At 71.9% G+C, this 21,432-nt stretch carries 18 protein-coding genes and 1 pseudogene; 17 read left to right on the top strand and 2 right to left on the bottom strand.

What is annotated here, in order from left to right; genetic code table 11:
* Positions 1-76 precede the first annotated feature (76 nt).
* Positions 77-2,044: an APC family permease gene (locus tag AC2TEW_RS16790; protein WP_484624150.1), complete on the top strand. Its 1,968-nt coding sequence runs from the start codon at positions 77-79 to the stop codon at positions 2,042-2,044.
* Between the two features lie 160 nt (positions 2,045-2,204).
* Positions 2,205-2,621 (top strand): DUF3592 domain-containing protein, encoded by a 417-nt coding sequence (locus AC2TEW_RS16785; protein ID WP_484624149.1) that lies wholly within the window; start codon positions 2,205-2,207, stop codon positions 2,619-2,621.
* A gap of 20 nt (positions 2,622-2,641) precedes the next feature.
* Here the strand turns inward: AC2TEW_RS16785 and AC2TEW_RS16780 are convergent, their stop codons facing one another.
* Positions 2,642-3,163, bottom strand: coding sequence for a universal stress protein (locus tag AC2TEW_RS16780; RefSeq protein WP_484624148.1), 522 nt, complete (start codon positions 3,161-3,163; stop codon positions 2,642-2,644).
* A gap of 417 nt (positions 3,164-3,580) precedes the next feature.
* Here AC2TEW_RS16780 and AC2TEW_RS16775 point away from each other — a divergent pair, with 417 nt between their 5' ends.
* On the top strand, positions 3,581-3,883 hold the full coding sequence (locus AC2TEW_RS16775; protein ID WP_484624147.1) for a hypothetical protein: 303 nt from the start codon (positions 3,581-3,583) through the stop codon (positions 3,881-3,883).
* Between the two features lie 525 nt (positions 3,884-4,408).
* Positions 4,409-4,912, top strand: a complete 504-nt coding sequence (locus tag AC2TEW_RS16770; protein ID WP_484624146.1) for a universal stress protein — start codon at positions 4,409-4,411, stop codon at positions 4,910-4,912.
* Between the two features lie 135 nt (positions 4,913-5,047).
* On the opposite strand, the gene AC2TEW_RS16765 is transcribed toward AC2TEW_RS16770, so the two are convergent.
* Positions 5,048-5,137: a K(+)-transporting ATPase subunit F gene (locus AC2TEW_RS16765; protein WP_484624145.1), complete on the bottom strand. Its 90-nt coding sequence runs from the start codon at positions 5,135-5,137 to the stop codon at positions 5,048-5,050.
* A 680-nt stretch (positions 5,138-5,817) separates the two neighbouring features.
* On the opposite strand from AC2TEW_RS16765, the gene AC2TEW_RS16760 reads away from it, so the two are divergent.
* The 13 genes and pseudogenes from AC2TEW_RS16760 to AC2TEW_RS16700 all read left to right on the top strand — a co-directional run bounded on the left by AC2TEW_RS16760 (position 5,818) and on the right by AC2TEW_RS16700 (position 21,186).
* The gene (locus AC2TEW_RS16760) at positions 5,818-6,045 is read left to right on the top strand and encodes a hypothetical protein (RefSeq protein WP_484624144.1); all 228 of its coding nucleotides are present in this window, start codon (positions 5,818-5,820) and stop codon (positions 6,043-6,045) included.
* Between the two features lie 460 nt (positions 6,046-6,505).
* Positions 6,506-6,736, top strand: a pseudogene (locus AC2TEW_RS16755) (potassium-transporting ATPase subunit B); the annotation flags it as partial.
* Between the two features lie 139 nt (positions 6,737-6,875).
* Positions 6,876-7,316, top strand: coding sequence for a hypothetical protein (locus AC2TEW_RS16750; protein ID WP_484624143.1), 441 nt, complete (start codon positions 6,876-6,878; stop codon positions 7,314-7,316).
* A gap of 351 nt (positions 7,317-7,667) precedes the next feature.
* The gene (locus tag AC2TEW_RS16745) at positions 7,668-8,483 is read left to right on the top strand and encodes an SDR family NAD(P)-dependent oxidoreductase (RefSeq protein WP_484624142.1); all 816 of its coding nucleotides are present in this window, start codon (positions 7,668-7,670) and stop codon (positions 8,481-8,483) included.
* Positions 8,484-8,512: 29 nt separating this feature from the next.
* Positions 8,513-8,587 (top strand): 50S ribosomal protein bL37, encoded by a 75-nt coding sequence (locus AC2TEW_RS16740; protein ID WP_484624293.1) that lies wholly within the window; start codon positions 8,513-8,515, stop codon positions 8,585-8,587.
* A gap of 244 nt (positions 8,588-8,831) precedes the next feature.
* Positions 8,832-10,697, top strand: coding sequence for an APC family permease (locus tag AC2TEW_RS16735; RefSeq protein WP_484624141.1), 1,866 nt, complete (start codon positions 8,832-8,834; stop codon positions 10,695-10,697).
* Between the two features lie 218 nt (positions 10,698-10,915).
* Positions 10,916-12,943 (top strand): APC family permease, encoded by a 2,028-nt coding sequence (locus AC2TEW_RS16730; protein WP_484624140.1) that lies wholly within the window; start codon positions 10,916-10,918, stop codon positions 12,941-12,943.
* A gap of 332 nt (positions 12,944-13,275) precedes the next feature.
* Positions 13,276-13,365: a K(+)-transporting ATPase subunit F gene (gene kdpF, locus AC2TEW_RS16725; RefSeq protein ID WP_033822604.1), complete on the top strand. Its 90-nt coding sequence runs from the start codon at positions 13,276-13,278 to the stop codon at positions 13,363-13,365.
* Position 13,366: 1 nt separating this feature from the next.
* On the top strand, positions 13,367-15,028 hold the full coding sequence (kdpA, locus tag AC2TEW_RS16720; protein ID WP_484624139.1) for a potassium-transporting ATPase subunit KdpA: 1,662 nt from the start codon (positions 13,367-13,369) through the stop codon (positions 15,026-15,028).
* Complete coding sequence (kdpB, locus tag AC2TEW_RS16715; RefSeq protein ID WP_484624138.1) at positions 15,028-17,136, top strand: potassium-transporting ATPase subunit KdpB; 2,109 nt, start codon at positions 15,028-15,030, stop codon at positions 17,134-17,136. The genes kdpA and kdpB overlap by 1 nt, the downstream gene beginning before the upstream one ends.
* Before the next feature lie 19 nt (positions 17,137-17,155).
* Positions 17,156-17,785: a K(+)-transporting ATPase subunit C gene (gene kdpC / locus AC2TEW_RS16710; protein WP_484624137.1), complete on the top strand. Its 630-nt coding sequence runs from the start codon at positions 17,156-17,158 to the stop codon at positions 17,783-17,785.
* A 144-nt stretch (positions 17,786-17,929) separates the two neighbouring features.
* Complete coding sequence (locus tag AC2TEW_RS16705; RefSeq protein ID WP_484624136.1) at positions 17,930-20,515, top strand: ATP-binding protein; 2,586 nt, start codon at positions 17,930-17,932, stop codon at positions 20,513-20,515.
* Positions 20,512-21,186, top strand: a complete 675-nt coding sequence (locus AC2TEW_RS16700; protein ID WP_484624135.1) for a response regulator — start codon at positions 20,512-20,514, stop codon at positions 21,184-21,186. The genes AC2TEW_RS16705 and AC2TEW_RS16700 overlap by 4 nt, the downstream gene beginning before the upstream one ends.
* Positions 21,187-21,432: the final 246 nt, after the last annotated feature.

The raw sequence follows: 21,432 nt of genomic DNA, 5'->3' as shown, positions 1-21,432 counted from the left end.
CGGACGGCTCGCATAGCCTGACGTCGCCGCTCGCCCGGCCGCCCGGGCCGCCTGCGGCCGTCGACGGGAGTGCAGGGTGGTGAGCTCAGCTTCGGGTGCCGGCGTTTCCGCGCCGTCGGCGCGGCAGCGGTTCCGGGCGTGGCTGCTGGAAGGCACGTCGGACCGGGTCAAGCAGCACCCGGGCCCGCACGCCGACGCTCCGACGGAGCACGGGCAGCGCTGGTGGCGGGTGATGTGCCTGACCGGCCTGGACTACTTCTCCACCCTGGGCTACCAGCCGGGCATCGCCGCGCTGGCGGCCGGCCTGGTCTCGCCGCTGGCCACCATCGTGCTGGTGCTGGTCACGCTCTGCGGGGCGCTGCCGGTCTACCGGCGGGTCGCCCAGGAGAGCCCGCACGGGCAGGGCTCGATCGCCATGCTGGAGCGGCTGCTGTCGTTCTGGCAGGGGAAGCTGTTCGTGCTGGCGCTGCTCGGCTTCGCCGCCACCGACTTCGTGATCACCATCACCCTGTCCGCCGCCGACGCCACCGCGCACCTGGTCGAGAACCCGCACCTGAGCAGCGCCCTGCACGGCCGTCAGGTGCTGATCACGCTGATCCTGGTGGCCCTGCTCGGCGCGGTCTTCCTCAAGGGCTTCAGCGAGGCGATCGGAGTGGCCGTGGTCCTGGTCGCGGTCTACCTCGCACTGAACGTGGTGGTGGTCGCCACCGGGCTCTGGCACGTCCTGTCCGACCCGGGGCTGGTCACGGACTGGACCGACGCGCTGACCGCCGAGCACGGCAACGTGCTGGCCATGATCGGGGTGGCGCTGCTGGTCTTCCCGAAGCTCGCCCTCGGCCTGTCGGGCTTCGAGACCGGTGTCGCCGTGATGCCGCACATCGAGGGCGAGGAGGGCGACACCGAGGAGCAGCCCACCGGGCGGATCCGCGGCGCCCGCAAGCTGCTCACCACCGCCGCCGTGATCATGAGCGTCTTCCTGATCACCAGCAGCTTCATCACCACGCTGCTGATCCCGCCCGCCGCGTTCGAACCGGGCGGCGCGGCCAACGGCCGGGCGCTGGCGTACCTCGCCCACGAGTACCTCGGCGGCGCCTTCGGCACCGTCTACGACCTCTCCACCATCGCCATCCTCTGGTTCGCCGGCGCCTCCGCGATGGCCGGCCTGCTCAACCTGCTGCCCCGCTACCTCCCGCGCTACGGCATGGCGCCGCACTGGGCGCGGGCCGTGCGCCCGATGGTCCTGGTGCTCACCGGGGTCGCCTTCCTGATCACCTGGATCTTCGACGCCAGCGTCGACGCCCAGGGCGGCGCGTACGCCACCGGCGTCCTGGTGCTGATCACCTCGGCCGCCATCGCCGTCACCATCGCCGCGCACAAGGCGGGCCAGCGCGGCTGGACCATCGGCTTCGCGATCATCGCGGCGGTCTTCGTCTACACCACCGGCGACAACATCGCCGAGCGGCCCGACGGCGTGAAGATCGGCGCCTGCTTCATCGCCGCCATCGTGCTGATCTCGCTGGCCTCCCGGCTGGCCCGCGCCTTCGAACTCCGGGTCACCGACGTGGTCCTCGACCGGGTCGCCGAGCGGTTCGTCCGGGACTGCTCGAACCGGACCCTGCGGCTGATCGCCAACCAGCCGGACCGCCGCGACCTCACCGAGTACCGGGAGAAGCTCCAGCAGATCCGGACCGACAACGACATCCCGCCCGAGGACGACCTGGTCTTCGTCGAGGTCACCGTCCGCGACCCGTCCGACTTCGAGGCCGAGCTGAAGGTCCACGGCGAGGTGCTGCACGACCGCTACCGGGTCCTCACCCTCGAGCACTCCAGCATCCCGAACGCGCTCGCCGCGCTGCTGCTGCACGCCCGGGACGCGACCGGGCAGCAGCCGCACATCTACTTCGAGTGGACCGAGGGCAACCCGTTCGCGCAGTTCCTGCGCTTCTTCCTGTTCGGCCAGGGCGAGGTCGCCCCGGTCACCCGGGAGGTCCTGCGGGAGGCCGAGCCCGACCGCACCCGCCGCCCCCGGGTGCACGTCGGCTGAGCGGGCGTCCCGGTGCCCGCCGACCTGAGGGCCGCGCGGCGCTGACGCCGGGCCGTGCGCAGGTGCAGACTGGGGGCGGGGGCGGTGACCCGCACCGTCCGACCGTCCCGGCTGTCCGACCTTCCGACCTTACGACCGTCCGACCGGGGAGGGGTCCGCGATGGACGTGGCCCTGCTGGCGCCGCTGGCCGTGTTCGCCGCGATCGGCGGTCTGACCGCCTACCTCGCGGGAGCGGTGGGCCTGCGGGACACCCGACGGCTGCGCCGGGTCGGCATCCCGGTGCAGGCTCTGGTCAGGTACCGCTCGCCGCAGGCCGGGGACCTCGCCGGATCGGCGCGGCCGCTGCTGCAGTTCGTGACGGCGGACGAGACCGTCATGGAGGTGTTCTCGCCGGTACCGGCGGCCCGGTCGCAGCCGCTGACGGACGGCGGGCAGGTGTGGATCAGCTACGACCCGGCCGACCCCCGGCAGGTCGTGGTCCGGGGACGCGAACGCGCCTGGCTGGACCTCACGTTCGCCGCTCTCGGCGCCGCGATGCTGCTCGGCGCGCTGGTGCTGTTCCTGCTGGCGGTGTGACGCGGGGGAGGGGACACCGCTCAGGCGGACACGGTGGAGTGCCTTGGAGCGCGGCTGCGCCCGGCGAGGAAGGGCAGCGGGGCGCCGCTGCGTGCTGTGAGCTCCATGCTCTCCAGCAGCTCGGAGGGGGAGACCACCAGTACGTCGCAGACCGCGTGGGCGCGACAGTAGCGGGTCACCGAGCCGCGCAGGGCGTGCTGGACGCGGCCGCGGTGGCCGCTGCCGAGCACCAGCAGGTCGGTCGGGCGGTCGGCGGCCGCCACCAGCGCCCGGCCGGGCTCGGCGCGGACCACCAGCGGACGGATGACGACGTCGCCGGGGTAGCTGCCGAACGCCTGCTCGAACACGGTGTCCAGCCGCTTTCGTGCCGCGTGCTCCAGCTCCGAGAGCGGCCGCAGGCGGTCCCGCTCAGTCTCCGACCAGGCGATCACCGGCACGAGCACCGCATCGCGGCGGCCCGCCTCCTCCACCGCCCGGTACACGGCGGCGAGACTGCTCAGCGAGCCGTTGACCCCGACGACGACCCGAATGCCCTCGACCATGACGGTCCGCTCCCTCTTCCGCTCTCCGGCCGGCGGGATTCCGTCGACCCACAGGTTCATTGGACGCCTGCCGGCCTGCCCGGGCAGCGGCCCTTGACGTACGCACTACGCGCCGGGCGCCGTCCTTGACGGGTGCTTGATGCGCGCGGTGCCAAAGCGCACGCGGTCGATCACGGCCGGCCCTGCCTGCCCGGGTCGTCCCGGAGCTCGGGCTCCTGCCTCCTTGGCCGACGTCCCGGCGCGGTTCGGTCACGGCGGTCGTCGCCCTCGACCGCCACCTCCACCCTGCTCGGACGAGAGGCGTCCCCCCTAGCAGCTGAGCGTTGTCAGAGCCTTACTGGAGGATCCGTCCATGCTGATTGCGACCAACGAGCGGGCCATGTGGTGAAACGCCCGTCCGAGCCTGCTATCGGGACCATGCTGGCCAACCTGCGACGCGGGAACGCTCACCTGATCCTGGAGCGGGTGGACGAGGAGGAGGCCGGCAGCTGGTACATCCAGGTCCTGCTGCGCGAGAACAACACCTTCCAACTCGAATTCCGGGACGGGGTGCCAGGGCTGCACTACCAGACTCTGACGGTCTCCCAGGAGAAGGTGCTCGGGGCCTTGCTCGGCTGGGCCGGTGGAAGGCCGGCTTGGCGGGACGGCTTCATGTGGAACAACATCGCCGAGCTGTTCGGCCACGACGACCAGGAGATCCCCGGACAGTCCGGGGGCTGAGCGGCCAGGCAGTGCGGAACCGAGCTGACCCGCGCGGACCTGCCGAAGGGGGGCGAAGCGGCACTGACCCTGGACGAAGCCGTGGTGCGGGTCGCGCGCCGGACAGGAGTGCACTGCCGGTTCCCGGGCCGACGCAGTCACCTCGTCCTTGTAGGGCAAGCACCGGGCCTCTTTCCCGCTGTAGCGACCCGTCGCGGAACAACGCCTGGTGGTCCGAGGCAAGGGCTACAGCGCCATCCCTGTCGCGGTGATCAGCACGGTTGTGGCGGCCGCTCAGGGTCCGTCGGGCAGCGTCCGCGATTCTGCCGGGCACCCACGCGGGGTGAGAGCGTCAAGAGGGCGTCAAGGACGCCCGGTGCCGCGTAGCCGGGGCGTTAAGGACGATGACGTTCGCCGACCGTGGGGGTCTACTGGATCCGAGGGAACGGGCCGGACTGATCAATAGGTCCATCGGAAATCCGAAGCCTGAGCCAACGAATCGCAGGTCTGGTGGCCTGCAGTGAAGACCGAGGGAAGCGAAACATCATGGCCGAGGACACGCGCGTCATCGTCGGAGTCAGCGGATCGCTGGGCAACGCGGCGGCCCTGCGCCGTGCGGTGGCGGAGGCCGAGCGCCGTGACGCCGTCCTGGTCCCGGTGATCGCCTGGACCCCGCCCGGCGGCGAGGCCGCCTACCGGACCCGGCCCTGCCCGCCGCTGTCGAAGCTGTGGGAGCGGGCCGCCGCCGACCGGCTCGACGCCGCCTTCGCGCAGGCCCTCGGCGGCTACCCGGCGCACCTGCGGATCGAACCGGTGGTGATCCGGGGCGAGGCCGGGCCGGCGCTCGTGGAGACCGCCGACCGGCCCGACGACCTGCTGGTGGTCGGCACCGGCCGCCGGGGCGGGCTGCGGCGGCTCCTGCACGCGTCGGTCGGCCGGCACTGCGTGGCACGCGCCGCCTGCACGGTCACCGCCGTCCCGCCGTCCGAGGCGCCGGCCCTGCAGGCCGTGGTGAGCGAGCAGCCGCGGGTGACGTCCCTGGCAGCGTGACACCGACGTCCTCCATCGTCCACATCGACACAGGGACCCGCCCCCGGCCGCAAGGCCTCCAGGGGCGGGTCCCTGTCGTCGCGCCGATTGCCCGTGACTGACCTGACCGGCGCGGCGGCCCGCCAGCGCAGCGCCTCAGAACTTCCTCGGGTACATGACGGCCAGGACCAGGTAGCCCACCAGGGCCGACGCGACCAGCAGGCCGACGAGGGTGTCAACGCTCAATCTCGGGTTCTCCTCGAAACCGGGGCGGCGGTGCCGCCGCCGCCCGTGCACCGATGGGGCGGGCTGCTGCGGTGGCGGCCTTGTCGCGCTCCGGACGGCCGCCGAGGCGGGCTCTGGGCCGGGCGGAACGGGAGTGGCTCGCAGCGGGCTCGCAGAGGGCGAGCCAGGGGTGCGAGGGGCCGGGCCCGGCCGCTGCGGGTCGGCGCACCGGGTCCGGCGGGACGGGGAGGGGCAGGCATCCGGCCGGGACGGGTCCGGATGGCTCCGGGTCCTCGGTGCGGCGTGGCCGGTTCATCGAGTCGCTCCAGGGAAGACGGTGCGGTGCCCTCGGCGGAGTGGCCGGACCCGGACCGGGCGGACCGGGCACCCGGCGGACGCTATGGCCAAGCCTCGGCGCCCGGCGCCGTCCTGACGCTTCCCTGACTCCGGTGACCGCGGTTCTGACACTGTGTTGACACCGGCCCGGGGGACCCGTCCGACGCTGGCGGCTCCCGGAGGGACGCCGTGTCAAGGAGCTGTCAAGGAGCGGGGAAACGGCGTAGCCCGCACGTCAATGCCCGTTGCGGCGGGGGAGGATCGGGACTCCACTGGAAGCGGCAGATACTGCCGGGTAGCCCTGGACCAGGGCCCTGGCCGCACCGTGCGGCCCGGAGTGCGAGAGCGCGTTCTGAAGGAAGCGAATGACCATGAGCATCGGCACGCATGACACCGTCGAGGTCAACGGCTCGTCCGGCACCTTCCCGACGCCGGGGCGCAGGACGGCGGCGGCGCGGCCGCGCGACCTGCTGCGCCTGCCCGTGTTCTCCGTGCCGCAGCCCGCAGGCACCGACGACCCGGAGACCGAACAGGAAGACGAGCGCCGCGCGCCCGGAGGCCACTGCCGGATGTCCATGGGGTACCTGGACTGACGCCGGGCGACCGGGCTCCCGGCGGCTCGTCCGCCACCCGGCGGGCCGCCGGTGATTCTGCTGCCGCCCTGACGGGGCCGGCCTGTCGCGGACGGGCGGCGCGGCCCCCGCCAAGACCACGTCAATGTCGTCTGGCGGACCGTCAGAAGAATGTCAGGAGCGAGATCCGGCGCTGCGCCGCCCAGTTGGCTGGGGCCGACCTGCCCGTCCCGCCACCGGCCGCCCGCAGAAGGTTCGCAGCATGCTTGCTCCGGCTCCCGAGAGGGACCAGTCCACCCGCCCTGCCCCGCCGTCGCCCCCGGCCCGCCGCCACCGGGCGGCGAGCGGGCTGTTCGACCCGAAGCAGCTGGTCACGTCCTTCCCCGAGGCGCTGCGCAAGCTGCACCCCCGGATGATGGTCAGGAACCCGGTGATGTTCGTGGTCGAGGTCGGTTCCGCCCTCACCACGGTGTCCGCGATCGTCATGGACCTGCACAGCCCGACCTCCGCGATCACCTCGGCGATCATCTTCAACGCGCTGATCATCGTCGCGCTGATCCCGCTCGCCCTGCGCGGCGTGCGCTACCGGCCTTCCTCCGCCTCCCAGCTGCTGGGACGCAACCTGCGGATCTACGGACTCGGCGGGCTGGTGCTGCCCTTCCTCGGCATCAAGGCCATCGACCTGCTGGTCCAGTTCGTCCCCGGCCTGTGACCCGGCGGGCCGCCGCCGCGCCGCGCCGTCAGGGACGCGTCGGAATCCCGGTCCCGGCCGTCAGGGAAGCGTCAACGGAGGGTGGCGCCTGCGTAGCCGGGGGCTTGGCTGGTCCCAGCCGACCGAACGAGGAACGGACATGACGGTCATGAGGATCTACTACGCCCGCCCGGGCCGGTCCACCTTCCGGCCCGTGGTGGACCGCCTGGCGGTCAGCATGTCGGGGGCCGTCGCACTGGTCGCCTGCGCCCTGTTGACGCTCGCCCTGTCCGTGGTCGGCGAGAGACACCCCACCGCCTTCGCGCTGGGTGCCTTCGCCGCCGTGTGCGCCGTCCTCGGTGCGGTCTCCCGCCCGGTGGCGGCGCCGCTGATCGCGGGGGCGGGCTGGCTGTTCTTCAACGGCTTCGTCGTCCACCGCTTCGCGACGCTGGAGTGGGCCGGCACCGGCGCCGAGGCCGCCCGCTTCGGCCTGTTCGCCGCCGCCGCGCTGACCGCCTCGCTGCCCGCCGCCTGGCCTCGGCACCGGGTCCGCACAGCGGTGCTGGCCGTGCCGGGCCGGGTGCCGAACCCGAAGGGCTGACAGCGCATCAAGGATGCGTCAGAGCAGGCGGGCCGGCCTTGCCCGCCCCGGACGGGTTCACTTGAATGAACGTCATGAACCGCTCGACACGCCACCACGACCGCCCGCCGCATCCGCGGGCGCTGGCTGTTGTCGCGCTCATCCCCGCCGTCCGGTAGCCCTGCCTCCCCGCAGCCGACCCGGCCGCAGCGCGGGCGGGCCACCGATGCCCGCCCGCGCCGTCTCCGTCGGGCCACCGCCTCCGGCGCGCGCCCGACGAGTTCAGTCGCAGTACACCTCCCGCACTCCCGGCCCCCGGCGGCGCACACCCGCGCCCGGCGTCCGGGGGGCCTCGCAACCCTTGGATGGGTCATGTCCGCAGTCCTCTCCTCATGCACCGCCCTGGTCACCGGAGCCTCCTCCGGCATCGGCTGGGACACCGCCCGGCTGCTCGCCGCCCACGGCGCCACGGTCATCGTGCACGCCCGTACCGCCGACGAGGGCGAGCGCGCCCTGGACCGGCTGGTCGACGCCGGCGCCTCCCGCGACCGACTCGTCATGCTCGCAGCCGACTTCACCCGCTTCGCGGATGTCGCCGTGCTCGCCGGCACCGTCACCACCGCGTTCCCGGCGCTGGACCTGCTGGTCAACAACGCCGCGGTGATGGCGCCCGAGCGCTGCACCCTCTCGGAGGACGGCCACGAGGTCTCGCTCCAGGTGAACTTCCTGGCCGCGCACCTGCTCGCCAAGCTGCTCCGGGCACCGCTCTCGGCGGCCGGCGGGGCGCGGATCGTCAACGTCTCCTCCTCCCTGCACCGCACCGCGTCGATGAACTGGAACGACCCCAACCGGGTCAAGAAGTACTCCAGGGTCGCCGCCTACGCGCAGTCCCAGCTCGCGCTCACCATGGGCACCCGTGAGATGGCCCCGGAGGGCTCCGGCATCACCGCCGTCAGCGTCAACCCGGGCCTGTGCGACACCGCCCTGCTGCCGCTGTACGGGCGGGTCGGCGCCCCGGCCGCCGAGGGCGCGGCGGCCGTCGTGAAGCTCTGCCTGCCGGACTTCCGCCTCACCAACGGCGCGTACTACGACGGCGGCGACATCGCCCAGACCGCTCTCGTGGCGACCGAGGAGCGCTCGCTGCGCCGCCTGGTCAAGCTCGCCGACCAGCTCGTCACCCAGGCCTGAAACCGTCACAGAGAGAGTCCCTCCGCACCATGTCCGAGCGCGCACGCAAGAAGAGGTCCCGCCGCAAGAAGAAGGCCAACCACGGCCGCCGGGCCTGCCGGTAGTTCCATGATCCACCCGGTGCCGTGTGCCACCGGCATCGGGTGCCCGGGAAAACCGCTGCCCCGGGGCGCTGTCCGTTCACGGCCGCAAGGCCGACGGCGCCCCGGGGCAGCGGCGTACCCGGGCGCGTCAAGACCGCGTCAGGGCAGCGGTTGCGGCCGTCAAGGTCCTGTACGGGACGATGGCGGCCGCATCCCGCGTGGGACAGCATCCGTGGAGCACATTCGATCCACGGAGGTTCATTCGATGTCCGGTGCCACCGAAGCGCAGCAGTCGGCCGTAGCCGTCGACGGGGAGGAACCGCCCGATACCGGCGGGCACCCCGAGCAGCAGCGCGACAAGCTGACCGCGCTGGGCGGCCTCGCGGCGCTCTCGCTCGACGCGATGGCCTCCGTCGCCTACGGTCCCGAGTCGATCGTCCTGGTGCTGGCCGCCGCGGGCGGGTACGGCCTCGGCTTCACCCTCCCCGTCACCGCCGCCATCGCCGTGCTGCTGGCGGTGCTGGTGGCCTCGTACCGCCAGGTGATCGCGGCGTTCCCGGACGGCGGCGGCTCGTACGCGGTCGCCAAGGCGCACCTGGGCCGGCGGGCCGCGCTGACCGCCGCCGCCTCACTGGTGATCGACTACATCCTGAACGTCGCGGTCTCCGTCACGGCCGGCGTGGCCGCCCTGACCTCGGCCGTGCCGGGCCTCTACGACGACCGGGTCTGGCTCTGCCTGGGCGTCCTCGCCCTGGTCACCGCCGTCAACCTGCGAGGCATCGCCGAATCGGCCCGCTGGTTCATGGCGCCAACCGCCGTCTTCGTGCTCTCGATCCTGGCGATCATCGTGGTCGGCCTGTTCCGGGACGCGCCCGCCAGCACCGAGGCCGCCGCCGGGCACGCCTCCGCCCTGGCCGGCAGCGCCACCACCGTCGGCGCGCTGCTCCTGCTCAAGGCCTTCGCCGCCGGCTGCTCGGCGCTGACCGGCGTCGAGGCGGTGGCCAACGCCGTCCCGTCCTTCCGCACACCGCGGGTCAAGCGTGCCCAGCACACCGAGGTCGCCCTCGGCGCGCTGCTCGGCGTGATGCTGATCGGCCTGGCCGTCCTGATCGGCCGCTTCCACCTGCAGCCGGTCGAGGGCGTCACCGTGCTCGCCCAGCTCGCCGACGCCTCGCTCGGCCACGGCTTCGGCTTCTACCTGGTCCAGTTCGCCACCGTGATCCTGCTCGGACTGGCCGCCAACACCTCGTTCGGCGGCCTGCCGGTGCTGATGCGGCTGCTCGCCCGGGACAACCACCTGCCGCACGTCTTCGCCCTGCGCGCCGACCACCAGGTGCACCGGCACGGGGTGATCTTCCTCGCCGTGGTCTCGGGTGCCCTGCTGGTCGGCTCGGGCGGCGACGTCAACAGCCTGGTCCCGCTGTTCGCCATCGGGGTCTTCGTCGGCTTCACCATCTGCCAGGTCGGCATGGTCAGGCACTGGAACCGGGAACGCGGCGCGGGCTGGCGGGGCAAGGCCCTGCTGAACGGCTTCGGCGCGCTGCTCACCGGCGTCGCCACCCTGGTGGTCACCGGTACCAAGTTCACCGAGGGCGCCTGGGGGATCTGCCTGGCGCTGCCGCTGCTGGTCCTGCTGTTCGAGCTGATCCACCGCACCTACGTCCGGATCGGCGCCCGGCTGGAGGTCGGCCAGGTGCCCGGCCCGGTCACCCGGCAGCGGTCGCTGGTGGTCGTCCCGGTGCACGCCATCACCCGGCTGACCCGCGACGCGCTGAGCGCCGCGGTCTCGCTCGGCGACGAGGTGCTCGCCGTCACCGTGGTGCACACCGCGCCCGACCCGGAGGACCGCAGGGCCGCCGAGGCGCTGCGCCGGGACTGGGAGCTGTGGCGGCCCGGTGTGCCGCTGGTCGAGGTCCCCGACGCCCACCGGCGGCTCGGCCGGCCGATCGCGGCCTTCGTCAACGAGCTCGCCGCCGAGCACGCCTACGACCGGATCACCGTGCTGATCCCCGAGGTGGAGCCGGCCCGGCTGTGGCAGCGGGCCCTGCAGAACCAGCGCGGAGCGGTGATCGACCGGGCGCTGCGGCGGCACAGCGACGCGGTGGTCTGCCGGCTGCGGCTGCGGATGTAGCGCCACACGCGGGGTGATTTGCCCGATTTCATAAGATATCGCCGATCCGATCGGCATATCTTGACGATCCCTTAACGGCGCCCTTGACGCCCCCGATACGCTCCGGTAGCGCGCCCGGGTCGACCCATCTGACCTGCGGATATGTCAAGCGCCGGCGGTGTGCCGGGGGCGTTCCGGGCGGCCTTGCCGCCACGCGCGGGAGCCCTACGCTCGCCCGTGTGTTCAATCTGCCCCAGGCGCTGAAGCGCCTCGTCATCGGCCGGGCCATGCGCAGCGAGGAGCTGGGCGAGACCCTGCTCCCGAAGCGGCTGGCCCTGCCGATCTTCGCGTCCGACCCGCTCTCCTCGGTGGCCTACGCCACCCAGGAGATCCTGCTGGTGCTCACCGTCGGCGGCACCGCGTTCCTCTACCTCACCCCGTGGGTCGCGGCGGGCGTGGTGGCGCTGATGGTCGTCGTCGTCGCGTCCTACCGGCAGGTGGTGCACGCCTACCCGAGCGGCGGCGGCTCGTACGAGGTGGTGTCCCGCAACCTCGGCCCGAACTCGGGGCTGGTGGTGGCCGCCTCGCTGCTGGTCGACTACGTGATGACGGTCGCGGTGTCGGTCGCCTCCGGGGTGGACAACATCATCTCGGCGTTCAACGGCCTGGCCGACTACCGGGTGGCCATGGCCGTCGGGTTCGTGGCCCTGCTGATGGCGATGAACCTGCGCGGCGTCCGGGAGTCGGGCAACGCCTTCGCGGCCCCCACCTACCTGTTCATCGGCGCGATGCTGCTGATGATCGCCACCGGCCTGGTCCGGATGGTGTTCGGCGACACCCCCGTGGCCGAGAGCGCGGCGTTCGGGATCGCCCCCGAGCACGGCGGTGACACGCTGGCCGGCCTCGGCCTGCTGATCCTGGGCCTGCGGGCGTTCGCCTCCGGCTGCACGGCGCTGACCGGCGTCGAGGCGATCTCCAACGGCGTGCCCGCGTTCCGCGCGCCCAAGTCGCGCAACGCGGCGACCACCATGGCGGTGATGGGCATCACCGCGGTGGTGATGTTCGTCGGCGTCACCGCGCTCGCCCTGATCGCCAAGGTCCACTACGTCGACGACGCCTGCCAGCTGACCGGCCTCGCCGGGGACTGCGCCACGTACAGCCAGCAGACCGTGATCGCCCAGCTCGCGGCCTCGGTCTTCGGCGGCAGCGACAGCATCCTGTTCTACGTGGTCCAGGCCGCCACCGCGCTGGTGCTGATCCTGGCCGCCAACACCGCCTTCAACGGTTTCCCGCTGCTCGCCTCGATCCTGGCCGAGCACCGCTACCTGCCCCGGCAGATGCACACCCGCGGCGACCGGCTGGCCTTCTCCAACGGCATCATCGCGCTCGCCGTGGTCGCCGGCGGCCTGCTCTGGCTCTACGACGCCGATGTCACCAGCCTGATCCACCTCTACATCCTCGGTGTCTTCACCTCCTTCACGCTCTCCCAGATCGGCATGGTCAAGCACTGGAACCGGGTGCTGGCCGGCGAGGGCGACGGCGCGGTGCGCGGCGCCGCGCAGCGCTCCCGGGTGATCAACGGGCTCGGCGCGGTCACCACCGCCCTGGTGCTGGTGATCGTGCTGGCCACCAAGTTCACCCAGGGCGCCTGGCTGGCGGTGGTCGCCGCAATCGTGCTGTGGCTGATGATGCGCGGCATCCGGCGGCACTACGACGCCGTCGCCTCGGAGCTGGCGGTGGAGGACCCGCAGGCCGAGTCGGCCCGCCCGTCGCGGGTGCACGGCATCGTGCTGGTCTCCAAGCTGCACAAGCCCACCCTGCGGGCGCTGGGCTACGCCGAGGCGTTCCGCCCGGACACCCTGGAGGCCGTCACCGTCGAGGTCGAGAAGGACGCCACCGCCGACCTGCGCACCCAGTGGGACGCCTACGACGTCCAGGTGCCGCTGAAGGTGCTGGACTCGCCGTACCGCGAGATCACCAAGCCGGTGGTCTCCTATGTCCGCACGGTGCGCCGCACCAGCCCCCGGGATGCGGTCGCCGTGTTCATCCCGGAGTACGTGGTCGGCCACTGGTGGGAGCACCTGCTGCACAACCAGTCCGCGCTGTGGCTGAAGAGCCGGCTGCTGTTCACGCCCGGCGTGATGGTGATCAGCGTGCCGTGGCAGCTCGCCTCCGCACCGCGCGCCGACCACCCGGCCCGCCGGGCTCCCGGCGCCGTCCGCAGGGGTGAGCCGACCCGCTCCGGGCCCGTCACCGAGAAGGTCTGACCCCCCTCCATGCCGGCCCCGGGCAGCACCGCTGCCCGGGGCCGGCGGCGCGTTCCGGCCAGGTCGGAGCCGTCAGGTGTAGGACGGGCGTCAATGCCGCGTCAAGGTTCCACATGCAGCCGTATGGAGGGCGTCAGGGCCGGTCCCAACGCTGTGACCGGCTGGTTTGCTGACTGAGCCGGTCTGCCACCGGCGTCGTGCGGGCCCTCGGGGTGTCTCACGGCCAAGTCCTGAACCACGTTGGTGGAGTCCATGCTCGATCTCGTTTTCGTCGGCATCACGGTCGCCGTGTTCGCCGTCATCGCCCCGGTGGCCCGGGGGGTGGAGAAGCTGTGAGCGTCGAGAACATCGCAGGTCTCATCGTCGCCGTCGCCCTGGTCGGCTACCTCGTCGTCGCGCTGATCTACCCGGAGAAGTTCTGACATGAGCTCCACTGTCGCGGGCTGGCTGCAGGCCCTCGCCCTGGTGGGCGCGCTGGCCCTGTGCTACCGCCCCCTTGGCGACTACATCGCCAAGCTCCTCACCTCCGCCAAGCACCTCAGAATCGAGCGCGGCCTCTACAAGGTGATCGGCGTCGATGGCGACGCCGATCAGCGTTGGCCCGTGTACCTGCGCTCGGTACTGGCCTTCTCGGCCGTCTCGATCCTCTTCCTCTACGGCCTGATCCGGCTCCAGGGCCACCTGCTGCTGAGCCTCGGCGTCCCCGAGATGGAGCCGCACCAGGCCTGGAACACCGCGATCTCCTTCACCACCAACACCAACTGGCAGTCCTACAGCGGCGAGTCCGCGATGGGGCACCTGGTGCAGATGGCGGGCCTGGCGGTGCAGAACTTCGTCTCCGCCGCCGTCGGCATCGCGATCGTGGCCGCCCTGATCCGGGGCTTCACCCGCAACCGCACCGACCGGGTCGGCAACTTCTGGGTGGACCTCACCCGGATCTGCCTGCGCCTGCTGCTGCCGATCTCGATCGTCTTCGCGCTGGTCCTGGTCGCGAACGGTGTCGTCCAGAACTTCCACGGCTTCCACGACATCGTGACGCTGGGCGGCGACACCCAGTCGATCCCGGGCGGCCCGGTGGCCTCGCAGGAGGTCATCAAGGAGCTCGGCACCAACGGCGGCGGCTTCTTCAACGCCAACTCGGCCCACCCGTTCGAGAACTCGACCGGCTTCACCAACTGGCTGGAGATCTTCCTGCTGCTGGTGATCTCCTTCTCGCTGCCCCGCACCTTCGGCAAGATGGTCGGCGACAACCGCCAGGGCTACGCGATCGTCGCCGTGATGGGCCTGTTCTGGGTGGCCTCGGCCGCACTGATCACCTTCGCGGAGGCCCAGCACTCCGGCACCGCGCTGCAGGCGGCCGGCGGCGCGATGGAGGGCAAGGAGCAGCGGTTCGGCATCGCGGCCTCCGGCCTGTTCGCGGCGTCCACGACGCTGACCTCGACCGGCGCGGTGAACTCCTTCCACGACTCGTTCACGCCCTTCGGCGGCGGCCTGACGATCTTCAACATGATGCTCGGCGAGATCGCGCCCGGCGGTACCGGCTCCGGCCTGTACGGCATGCTGATCCTGGCGATCGTCGCGGTGTTCGTGGCGGGCCTGATGGTCGGCCGCACCCCGGAGTACCTGGGCAAGAAGCTCGGCGGCCGGGAGATGAAGTTCGCCTCCCTCTACATCCTCACCACGCCCGCGCTGGTGCTGATCGGCACCGGTGTCGCGATGGCGCTGCCCGGTGAGCGGGCCGGGATGCTGAACTCCGGACCGCACGGGTTCTCCGAGGTGCTGTACGCGTTCACCTCCGCCAGCAACAACAACGGTTCGGCGTTCGCCGGTATCACGGTGAACACGCCGTGGTACGACACCGCGCTGGGCCTGTGCATGGTGCTCGGCCGCTTCCTGCCGATGGTGTTCGTGCTCGCGCTGGCCGGGTCGCTCGCGCAGCAGCAGCCCGTCCCTGCCACCCCGGGCACCCTGCCCACCCACAAGCCGCTGTTCGTGGGCCTGCTGTCGGGCGTCGTCCTGATCGTCGTCGGCCTCACCTACTTCCCGGCCCTGGCCCTCGGGCCGATCGCGGAAGGTCTCCACTGATGTCGTCCACCATTACCCCGCCCGCTCCCGTGGAGCACGAGCAGGCTCCGCACAGAGTGTCCGGCGGTCTGCTCGATCCCCAGCTGATCGTGAAGTCCCTTCCCGACGCGGTGAAGAAGCTCGACCCGCGCGTCATGATCAAGAACCCGGTCATGTTCGTGGTCGAGGTCGGCTCGGTGGTCACCACCGTCTCAGCCATAGCCGACCCCTCGGTGTTCGCCTGGGCGATCACCGTCTGGCTCTGGCTCACCACGGTCTTCGCCAACCTGGCCGAGGCCGTCGCCGAGGGCCGCGGCAAGGCGCAGGCCGACACCCTGCGCCGCACCAAGACCGACACCATGGCCCGCCGCCTGGTGAACTGGCCCGCCTCGCAGGCCGAGGAGGAGGTCTCCGGCACCGCCCTCCAGCTGGGCGACCACGTGGTCGTCGAGGCCGGCCAGATCATCCCCGGCGACGGTGACGTCGTCGAGGGTGTCGCCTCCGTCGACGAGTCGGCGATCACCGGCGAGTCCGCGCCGGTGATCCGCGAGTCGGGCGGTGACCGCAGCGCGGTCACCGGTGGCACCAAGGTGCTCTCCGACCGGATCGTGGTCAAGATCGCCTCGGAGCCCGGCAAGTCGTTCATCGACCGCATGATCGCCCTGGTCGAGGGCGCCGCCCGGCAGAAGACGCCGAACGAGATCGCGCTCAACATCCTGCTCGCCTCGCTGACCATCGTGTTCCTGGTCGCGGTCGTCACCCTGCAGCCGATGGCGACCTTCGCCGGCGCCCCGCAGTCGATGATCGTCCTGGTCGCCCTGATCGTCGCGCTGATCCCGACCACCATCGGGGCCCTGCTCTCCGCGATCGGCATCGCCGGCATGGACCGCCTGGTGCAGCGCAACGTGCTCGCCATGTCCGGCCGCGCCGTCGAGGCCGCCGGCGACGTCAACACCCTGCTGCTCGACAAGACCGGCACCATCACCCTCGGCAACCGCCAGGCCGCCGAGTTCCAGCCCGCCACGGGCGTCACCGTCGAGGAGCTGGCGGACGCCGCCCAGCTCTCCTCGCTGGCCGACGAGACCCCCGAGGGCCGCTCGATCGTGGTCCTCGCCAAGACCGGGTACGGCCTGCGGGCCCGCGCCCAGGGCGAGCTCACGCACGCCACCTGGGTCCCGTTCACCGCCCAGACCCGGATGTCCGGCGTCGACCTCGACGAGGCCGACGGCGTGCACTCGGTGCGCAAGGGCGCGGCCGGTTCGGTGACCAACTGGGTCACCGAGAACGGCGGCACGGTCGGCCAGGACATCGCCACCCTCGTCGACGGCATCTCCGCCGCCGGCGGCACCCCGCTCGTGGTCGCCTCCCGGATCGGCACCGCCGCCCCGAAGGCCCTCGGCGTCATCCACCTCAAGGACGTCGTCAAGGAGGGGATGAAGGAGCGCTTCGACGAGCTGCGCCGGATGGGCATCAGGACCATCATGATCACGGGTGACAACCCGCTGACCGCCAAGGCGATCGCGGACGAGGCCGGCGTGGACGACTTCCTCGCCGAGGCCACCCCCGAGGACAAGATGGCCCTCATCAAGAAGGAGCAGGCGGGCGGCAAGCTGGTCGCGATGACCGGCGACGGCACCAACGACGCCCCGGCGCTCGCCCAGGCCGACGTCGGCGTGGCGATGAACACCGGCACCATGGCGGCCAAGGAGGCCGGCAACATGGTGGACCTGGACTCCAACCCCACCAAGCTGATCGAGATCGTCGAGATCGGCAAGCAGCTCCTGATCACCCGCGGCGCTCTGACCACCTTCTCCATCGCCAACGACGTCGCGAAGTACTTCGCGATCATCCCGGCCATGTTCGCCGGTGTGTACCCGGGCCTGCGCCACCTCAACATCATGGGCCTGCACAGCCCGACCTCGGCCATCACCTCGGCGATCATCTTCAACGCCCTGGTCATCATCGGTCTGATCCCGCTCGCCCTGCGCGGTGTCAAGTACCGCCCGTCGGACGCCAGTTCGCTGCTCCGGCGCAACCTCGGGGTGTACGGCTTCGGCGGTCTCGTGGTGCCGTTCATCGGCATCAAGGCGATCGACCTGATCATCCAGTTCATCCCCGGCCTGAGCTGAGACGGAGGAAACAGCAACCATGCCCAAGCCACTGCCCACCTCCGTGCGCACCCACTTCACCGCGCTGCGGATGCTGCTCGTGATGACCGTCATCCTCGGCATCGCCTACCCCCTGCTGGTCACCGGCATCAGCCAGGTCGCGTTCAGCGACAAGGCCAACGGCTCGGTCGTCAGCTCGCAGGGCAAGGAGATCGGTTCCAGCCTCCTCGGCCAGAACTACAACCTGCCCAAGAAGAACCCCGACGACGCGGACGAGCAGGCCCAGCCGGACCCCCAGTGGTTCCAGCCCCGGCCGTCCGCCTACAACTACGACCCGAAGAGCTCCGGCGCCTCCAACCTCGGCCCCAACAGCGAGGACCTGCTGAAGAACGTCGAGGACCGCCGCGCGGCCGTCGCCGCCTTCGACGGCGTCGACCCGGCCACCGTCCCGGTGGACGCGCTCACCGCCTCCGGCTCCGGCCTCGACCCGCACATCTCGGTCGCCTACGCCAAGGAGCAGGTCGCCCGGGTCGCCAAGGCCCGCGGCCTGTCCGCGGACACGCTCGACCAGCTGATCACGAAGTACACCGAGGGCCGCTCGCTCGGCTTCCTCGGCCAGGACGGCGTCAACGTCGTCCTGCTCAACAAGGCGCTCAGCGAGCAGAAGTGACCGCACGCCGACCGGCCGCGTAGGAGGACCGGCCCGGGAGCGGGGGAGCACCCCCGTCCCCGGGCCGGTCACCCGCATGTCCGCCTGCCCGAACCGCAGCACCCACCACACCCCAGGCCGCCCTCGTAGGAAAGAGCAGCGCCCATGTCTCGCGACCTCACCCCCGGCACCCGCGTACGGCGCGGCCGGTTGAGGGTCTACCTCGGCTCGGCTCCGGGCGTCGGCAAGACGTACCGGATGCTCGACGAGGCCCGGCGCAGACAGGAACGCGGGGCGGACGTGGTGGTCGGCTTCATCGAATGCCACGGCCGCCGGCACACCGAGAACATGCTCCAGGGGCTCGACGTGGTGCCCAGGCTCACCCGCACCTACCGGGACACCGAGTTCACCGAGATGGACGTCGACGCGATCCTGGCACGCAAGCCCTCGGTGGCCCTGGTCGACGAGCTGGCCCACACCAACGTCCCCGGCGGCCGCCACGCCAAGCGCTGGCAGGACGTCGAGGAACTGCTCGCCGCCGGGGTGGACGTCATCACCACCGTCAACATCCAGCACCTGGAATCGCTGAACGACGTGGTCCGGAAGATCACCGGCATCCCGCAGCGCGAGACCGTCCCCGACGAGGTGGTCCGCCGCGCCGACCAGATCGAACTGGTCGACATGGCCCCGCAGGCCCTCCGGCGCCGGATGGCGCACGGCAACGTCTACAAGGCGGAGAAAGTGGACGCCGCACTCTCGAACTACTTCCGGGTCGGCAACCTGACGGCACTGCGCGAACTCGCCCTGCTCTGGGTCGCGGGCCGGGTCGACGAAGGACTGCGCGACTACCGGGCCAGCCACCAGATCGACCGGGTCTGGGAGACCCGCGAACGCGTGGTGGTCGCCCTGACCGGCGGCCCCGAGGGCGAGACCCTGATCCGCCGGGCCGCCCGCATCGCCGACCGCACCGCCGGCGGCGACCTGCTCGCCGTCCACATCACCCGCAGCGACGGCCTCGCCGGGGCATCCCCCGGCAACCTCGCCGAACAGCGCCGGCTCGTCGAGTCGCTCGGCGGCAGCTACCACGTGGTGGTCGGCGACGACATCCCCACCGCCCTGCTCGCCTTCGCCCGCGCCCACGACGCCACCCAGCTCGTGCTCGGCACCAGCCGCCGCGGCCGGATCAACCGCTTCCTCACCGGCCCCGGCATCGGCGAGACCACCGTGGACGCGTCCGAGGACATCGACGTCCACATGGTCACCCACGAGTTCACCGGCCGCGGCCGGCTGCCCACCCTCGGCCGCCGCCACTCCAAGCGCCGCACCGCCGCGGGCTTCACCTCGGGCCTGGTACTGCCGTTCCTGCTCACGGCCGGGCTCTCCCAGGCGCACTCGCTGAACCTGACCACCGTCGCGCTGATCTTCCAACTCGGCGTGGTCGCGGTCGCCCTGCTCGGCGGCGCGTTCTCCGCGCTGATGGCGTCCCTGATCGCCTCACTCCTGCTCAACTACTACTTCATCCCGCCCGTCCACACCTTCACCATCGCCGAACCCAACAACGTCCTCGCGCTCGTGGTGTTCGCCGTCGTCGCCCTCACCGTCTCCACCGTCGTCGACCACGCCGGCCGCCTCACCAGCCGCGCCGCCCGCGCCACCGCCGAGGCCGAGACCCTCTCCACCCTCGCCGGCAGCGTGCTGCGCGGCGCCGACGCCCTGCCCGCCCTGCTGGAGAAGTCCCGGACCGCCTTCGGCATGGAGTCCGTCGCCCTGCTCGACCGGGCCGGCGGCGAGGTCCTCGCCCGCAGCGACGCGGGCGGCGAACCCGCGCCCGACCGCCAGAGCACCGAAGTGGCCGTCGGCCCGGACGCGTTGCTCGTCCTGACCGGCCGCCGGCTGCCCGCCGCCGACATGCGGGTGCTCACCGCGTTCGCCGCCCACGTCGCCGCCGCCCTCGAACGCGACCGGCTCGCCACCGTCGCCGCCGAGATCGAACCGATCAAGGCCGCCGACCGGATGCGCACCGCGCTGCTCGCCGCCGTCAGCCACGACCTGCGCACCCCGCTGGCCGCCGCGCTCGCCGCCGTCGGCTCGCTGCGCAGCCCCGACGTCGAGTTCTCCGACGAGGACCAGGCCGAACTCCTCGACCTGGCGGACACCTCCCTCGTCAAGCTCACCCGGCTGGTCGACAACCTGCTCGACATGAGCCGGCTCCAGGCCGGTGCCCTCACCCTCCACCTGGCACCCGTCCACCTCGACGAGGTGCTGCCCCGGGCGATGGACTCGCTCGCCGACCCCGACGCCCCCGTCCAGCCGCTCGACCTCGACACCGCCCCGGCCGTCCTCGCCGACCCGCCGCTGCTGGAACGCGTCCTGGCCAACGTCATCACCAACGCCCTGCGCCACAACGCCCCCGGCGCACCCGTCCTGGTCACCGCCAGCGAGCACCTGGACCGCGTCGAGATCCGCGTCATCGACCGCGGCCCCGGCATCGCCCCCGAGGACCGCGACCGGGTCTTCCTGCCGTTCCAACGGCTCGGCGACACCGACAACACCACCGGCGTCGGCCTCGGCCTCGCCCTCTCCCGCGGCCTCGCCGAGGCCATGGGCGGCACCCTCGACGTCGAGGACACCCCGGGCGGCGGCACCACCATGCTGCTCACCCTGCCCGCGGCCGAGACGGAGCCGGAGAGCGAGCCCGAGAGCGAGCCCGAGCCCGCGTCCGGCGCGGACCCCGGAGAGGTGACGGCATGAACCACATCCTCGTCGTGGACGACGAACCTCAGCTGCTACGCGCCCTGAAGATCAACCTCCATGCCCGCCACTACTCCGTCCTCACCGCCGCCACCGGCGCCGAAGCCCTGGACCTGGCGAGCCGCGAGATGCCCGGGGCGGTCCTGCTCGACCTCGGCCTGCCCGACCTCGACGGCATGGACATCATCCGCGGCCTGCGCGCCTGGAGCGCGGTGCCGATCATCGTCCTGTCCGGCCGCGACACCGCGACCGAGAAGATCAGGGCCCTCGACGCGGGCGCCGACGACTACCTCACCAAACCCTTCGTCATGGACGAACTCCTCGCCCGCCTGCGGGCCGTGCTGCGCCGCCCGCCGGCCGAGACGCCGCCGCCCCGGGCCGTGATCGGCGACCAGGAGGTCGACGTGGTGGCGGCCACCGTGACCGGTCCCAGCGGGCCCGTACGGCTCACCCCGACCGAGTGGAAGATCCTCACCATCCTGCTGGCCCACCCCGGGATGCTGGTCCCGGGGCGGCAGATCCTGCGCGAGGTCTGGGGACCGGACCAGCAGGACCACGGCAACTACCTGCGGGTCTACCTCGCCAACCTGCGCCGCAAGCTGGAACCTGATCCGGCCCGGCCCCGCCACCTGATCACCGAGCCCGGGATCGGCTACCGGTACCGGCCCTGAACCACCCGGGTGCCAACGAGTCGTCAAGATCACTGTCCTCGGCGCCAAGGAAGCGTCAGGGAACCCCGGAGTGGATCTCCGGCGGCCTAGCGTCGGGGACGAGGGATCGGCTCCGCTCCGTGGGGGGTGCGGGCCGTGACCACGCCGGTGGCTGTCATCCCGAGGTGGGCTCCACCGATAACCATCCGGCGGCCAGGTGAAAAGGGTAGGGGGACGCGCGGCCATGACAGCGGGTGCACCGAACAG

It is taken from the genome of Kitasatospora sp. NEAU-CNBT7, from assembly GCF_057220535.1.
Note: the sequence above shows the minus strand (reverse complement) of the source record. Positions and strands in the feature narration are given on the sequence as shown.

What these genes read in the sequence shown, in the direction of transcription:
- AC2TEW_RS16785 (WP_484624149.1), top strand. Translation starts at nt 2,205, where the DNA reads ATGGACGTGGCCCTGCTGGCGCCGCTGGCCGTGTTCGCCGCGATCGGC.
- AC2TEW_RS16780 (WP_484624148.1), bottom strand. Translation starts at nt 3,163, where the DNA reads ATGGTCGAGGGCATTCGGGTCGTCGTCGGGGTCAACGGCTCGCTGAGC.
- AC2TEW_RS16775 (WP_484624147.1), top strand. Translation starts at nt 3,581, where the DNA reads ATGCTGGCCAACCTGCGACGCGGGAACGCTCACCTGATCCTGGAGCGG.
- AC2TEW_RS16770 (WP_484624146.1), top strand. Translation starts at nt 4,409, where the DNA reads ATGGCCGAGGACACGCGCGTCATCGTCGGAGTCAGCGGATCGCTGGGC.
- AC2TEW_RS16760 (WP_484624144.1), top strand. Translation starts at nt 5,818, where the DNA reads ATGACCATGAGCATCGGCACGCATGACACCGTCGAGGTCAACGGCTCG.
- AC2TEW_RS16750 (WP_484624143.1), top strand. Translation starts at nt 6,876, where the DNA reads ATGACGGTCATGAGGATCTACTACGCCCGCCCGGGCCGGTCCACCTTC.
- AC2TEW_RS16745 (WP_484624142.1), top strand. Translation starts at nt 7,668, where the DNA reads ATGTCCGCAGTCCTCTCCTCATGCACCGCCCTGGTCACCGGAGCCTCC.
- AC2TEW_RS16735 (WP_484624141.1), top strand. Translation starts at nt 8,832, where the DNA reads ATGTCCGGTGCCACCGAAGCGCAGCAGTCGGCCGTAGCCGTCGACGGG.
- kdpA (WP_484624139.1), top strand. Translation starts at nt 13,367, where the DNA reads ATGAGCTCCACTGTCGCGGGCTGGCTGCAGGCCCTCGCCCTGGTGGGC.
- kdpB (WP_484624138.1), top strand. Translation starts at nt 15,028, where the DNA reads ATGTCGTCCACCATTACCCCGCCCGCTCCCGTGGAGCACGAGCAGGCT.
- kdpC (WP_484624137.1), top strand. Translation starts at nt 17,156, where the DNA reads ATGCCCAAGCCACTGCCCACCTCCGTGCGCACCCACTTCACCGCGCTG.
- AC2TEW_RS16705 (WP_484624136.1), top strand. Translation starts at nt 17,930, where the DNA reads ATGTCTCGCGACCTCACCCCCGGCACCCGCGTACGGCGCGGCCGGTTG.
- AC2TEW_RS16700 (WP_484624135.1), top strand. Translation starts at nt 20,512, where the DNA reads ATGAACCACATCCTCGTCGTGGACGACGAACCTCAGCTGCTACGCGCC.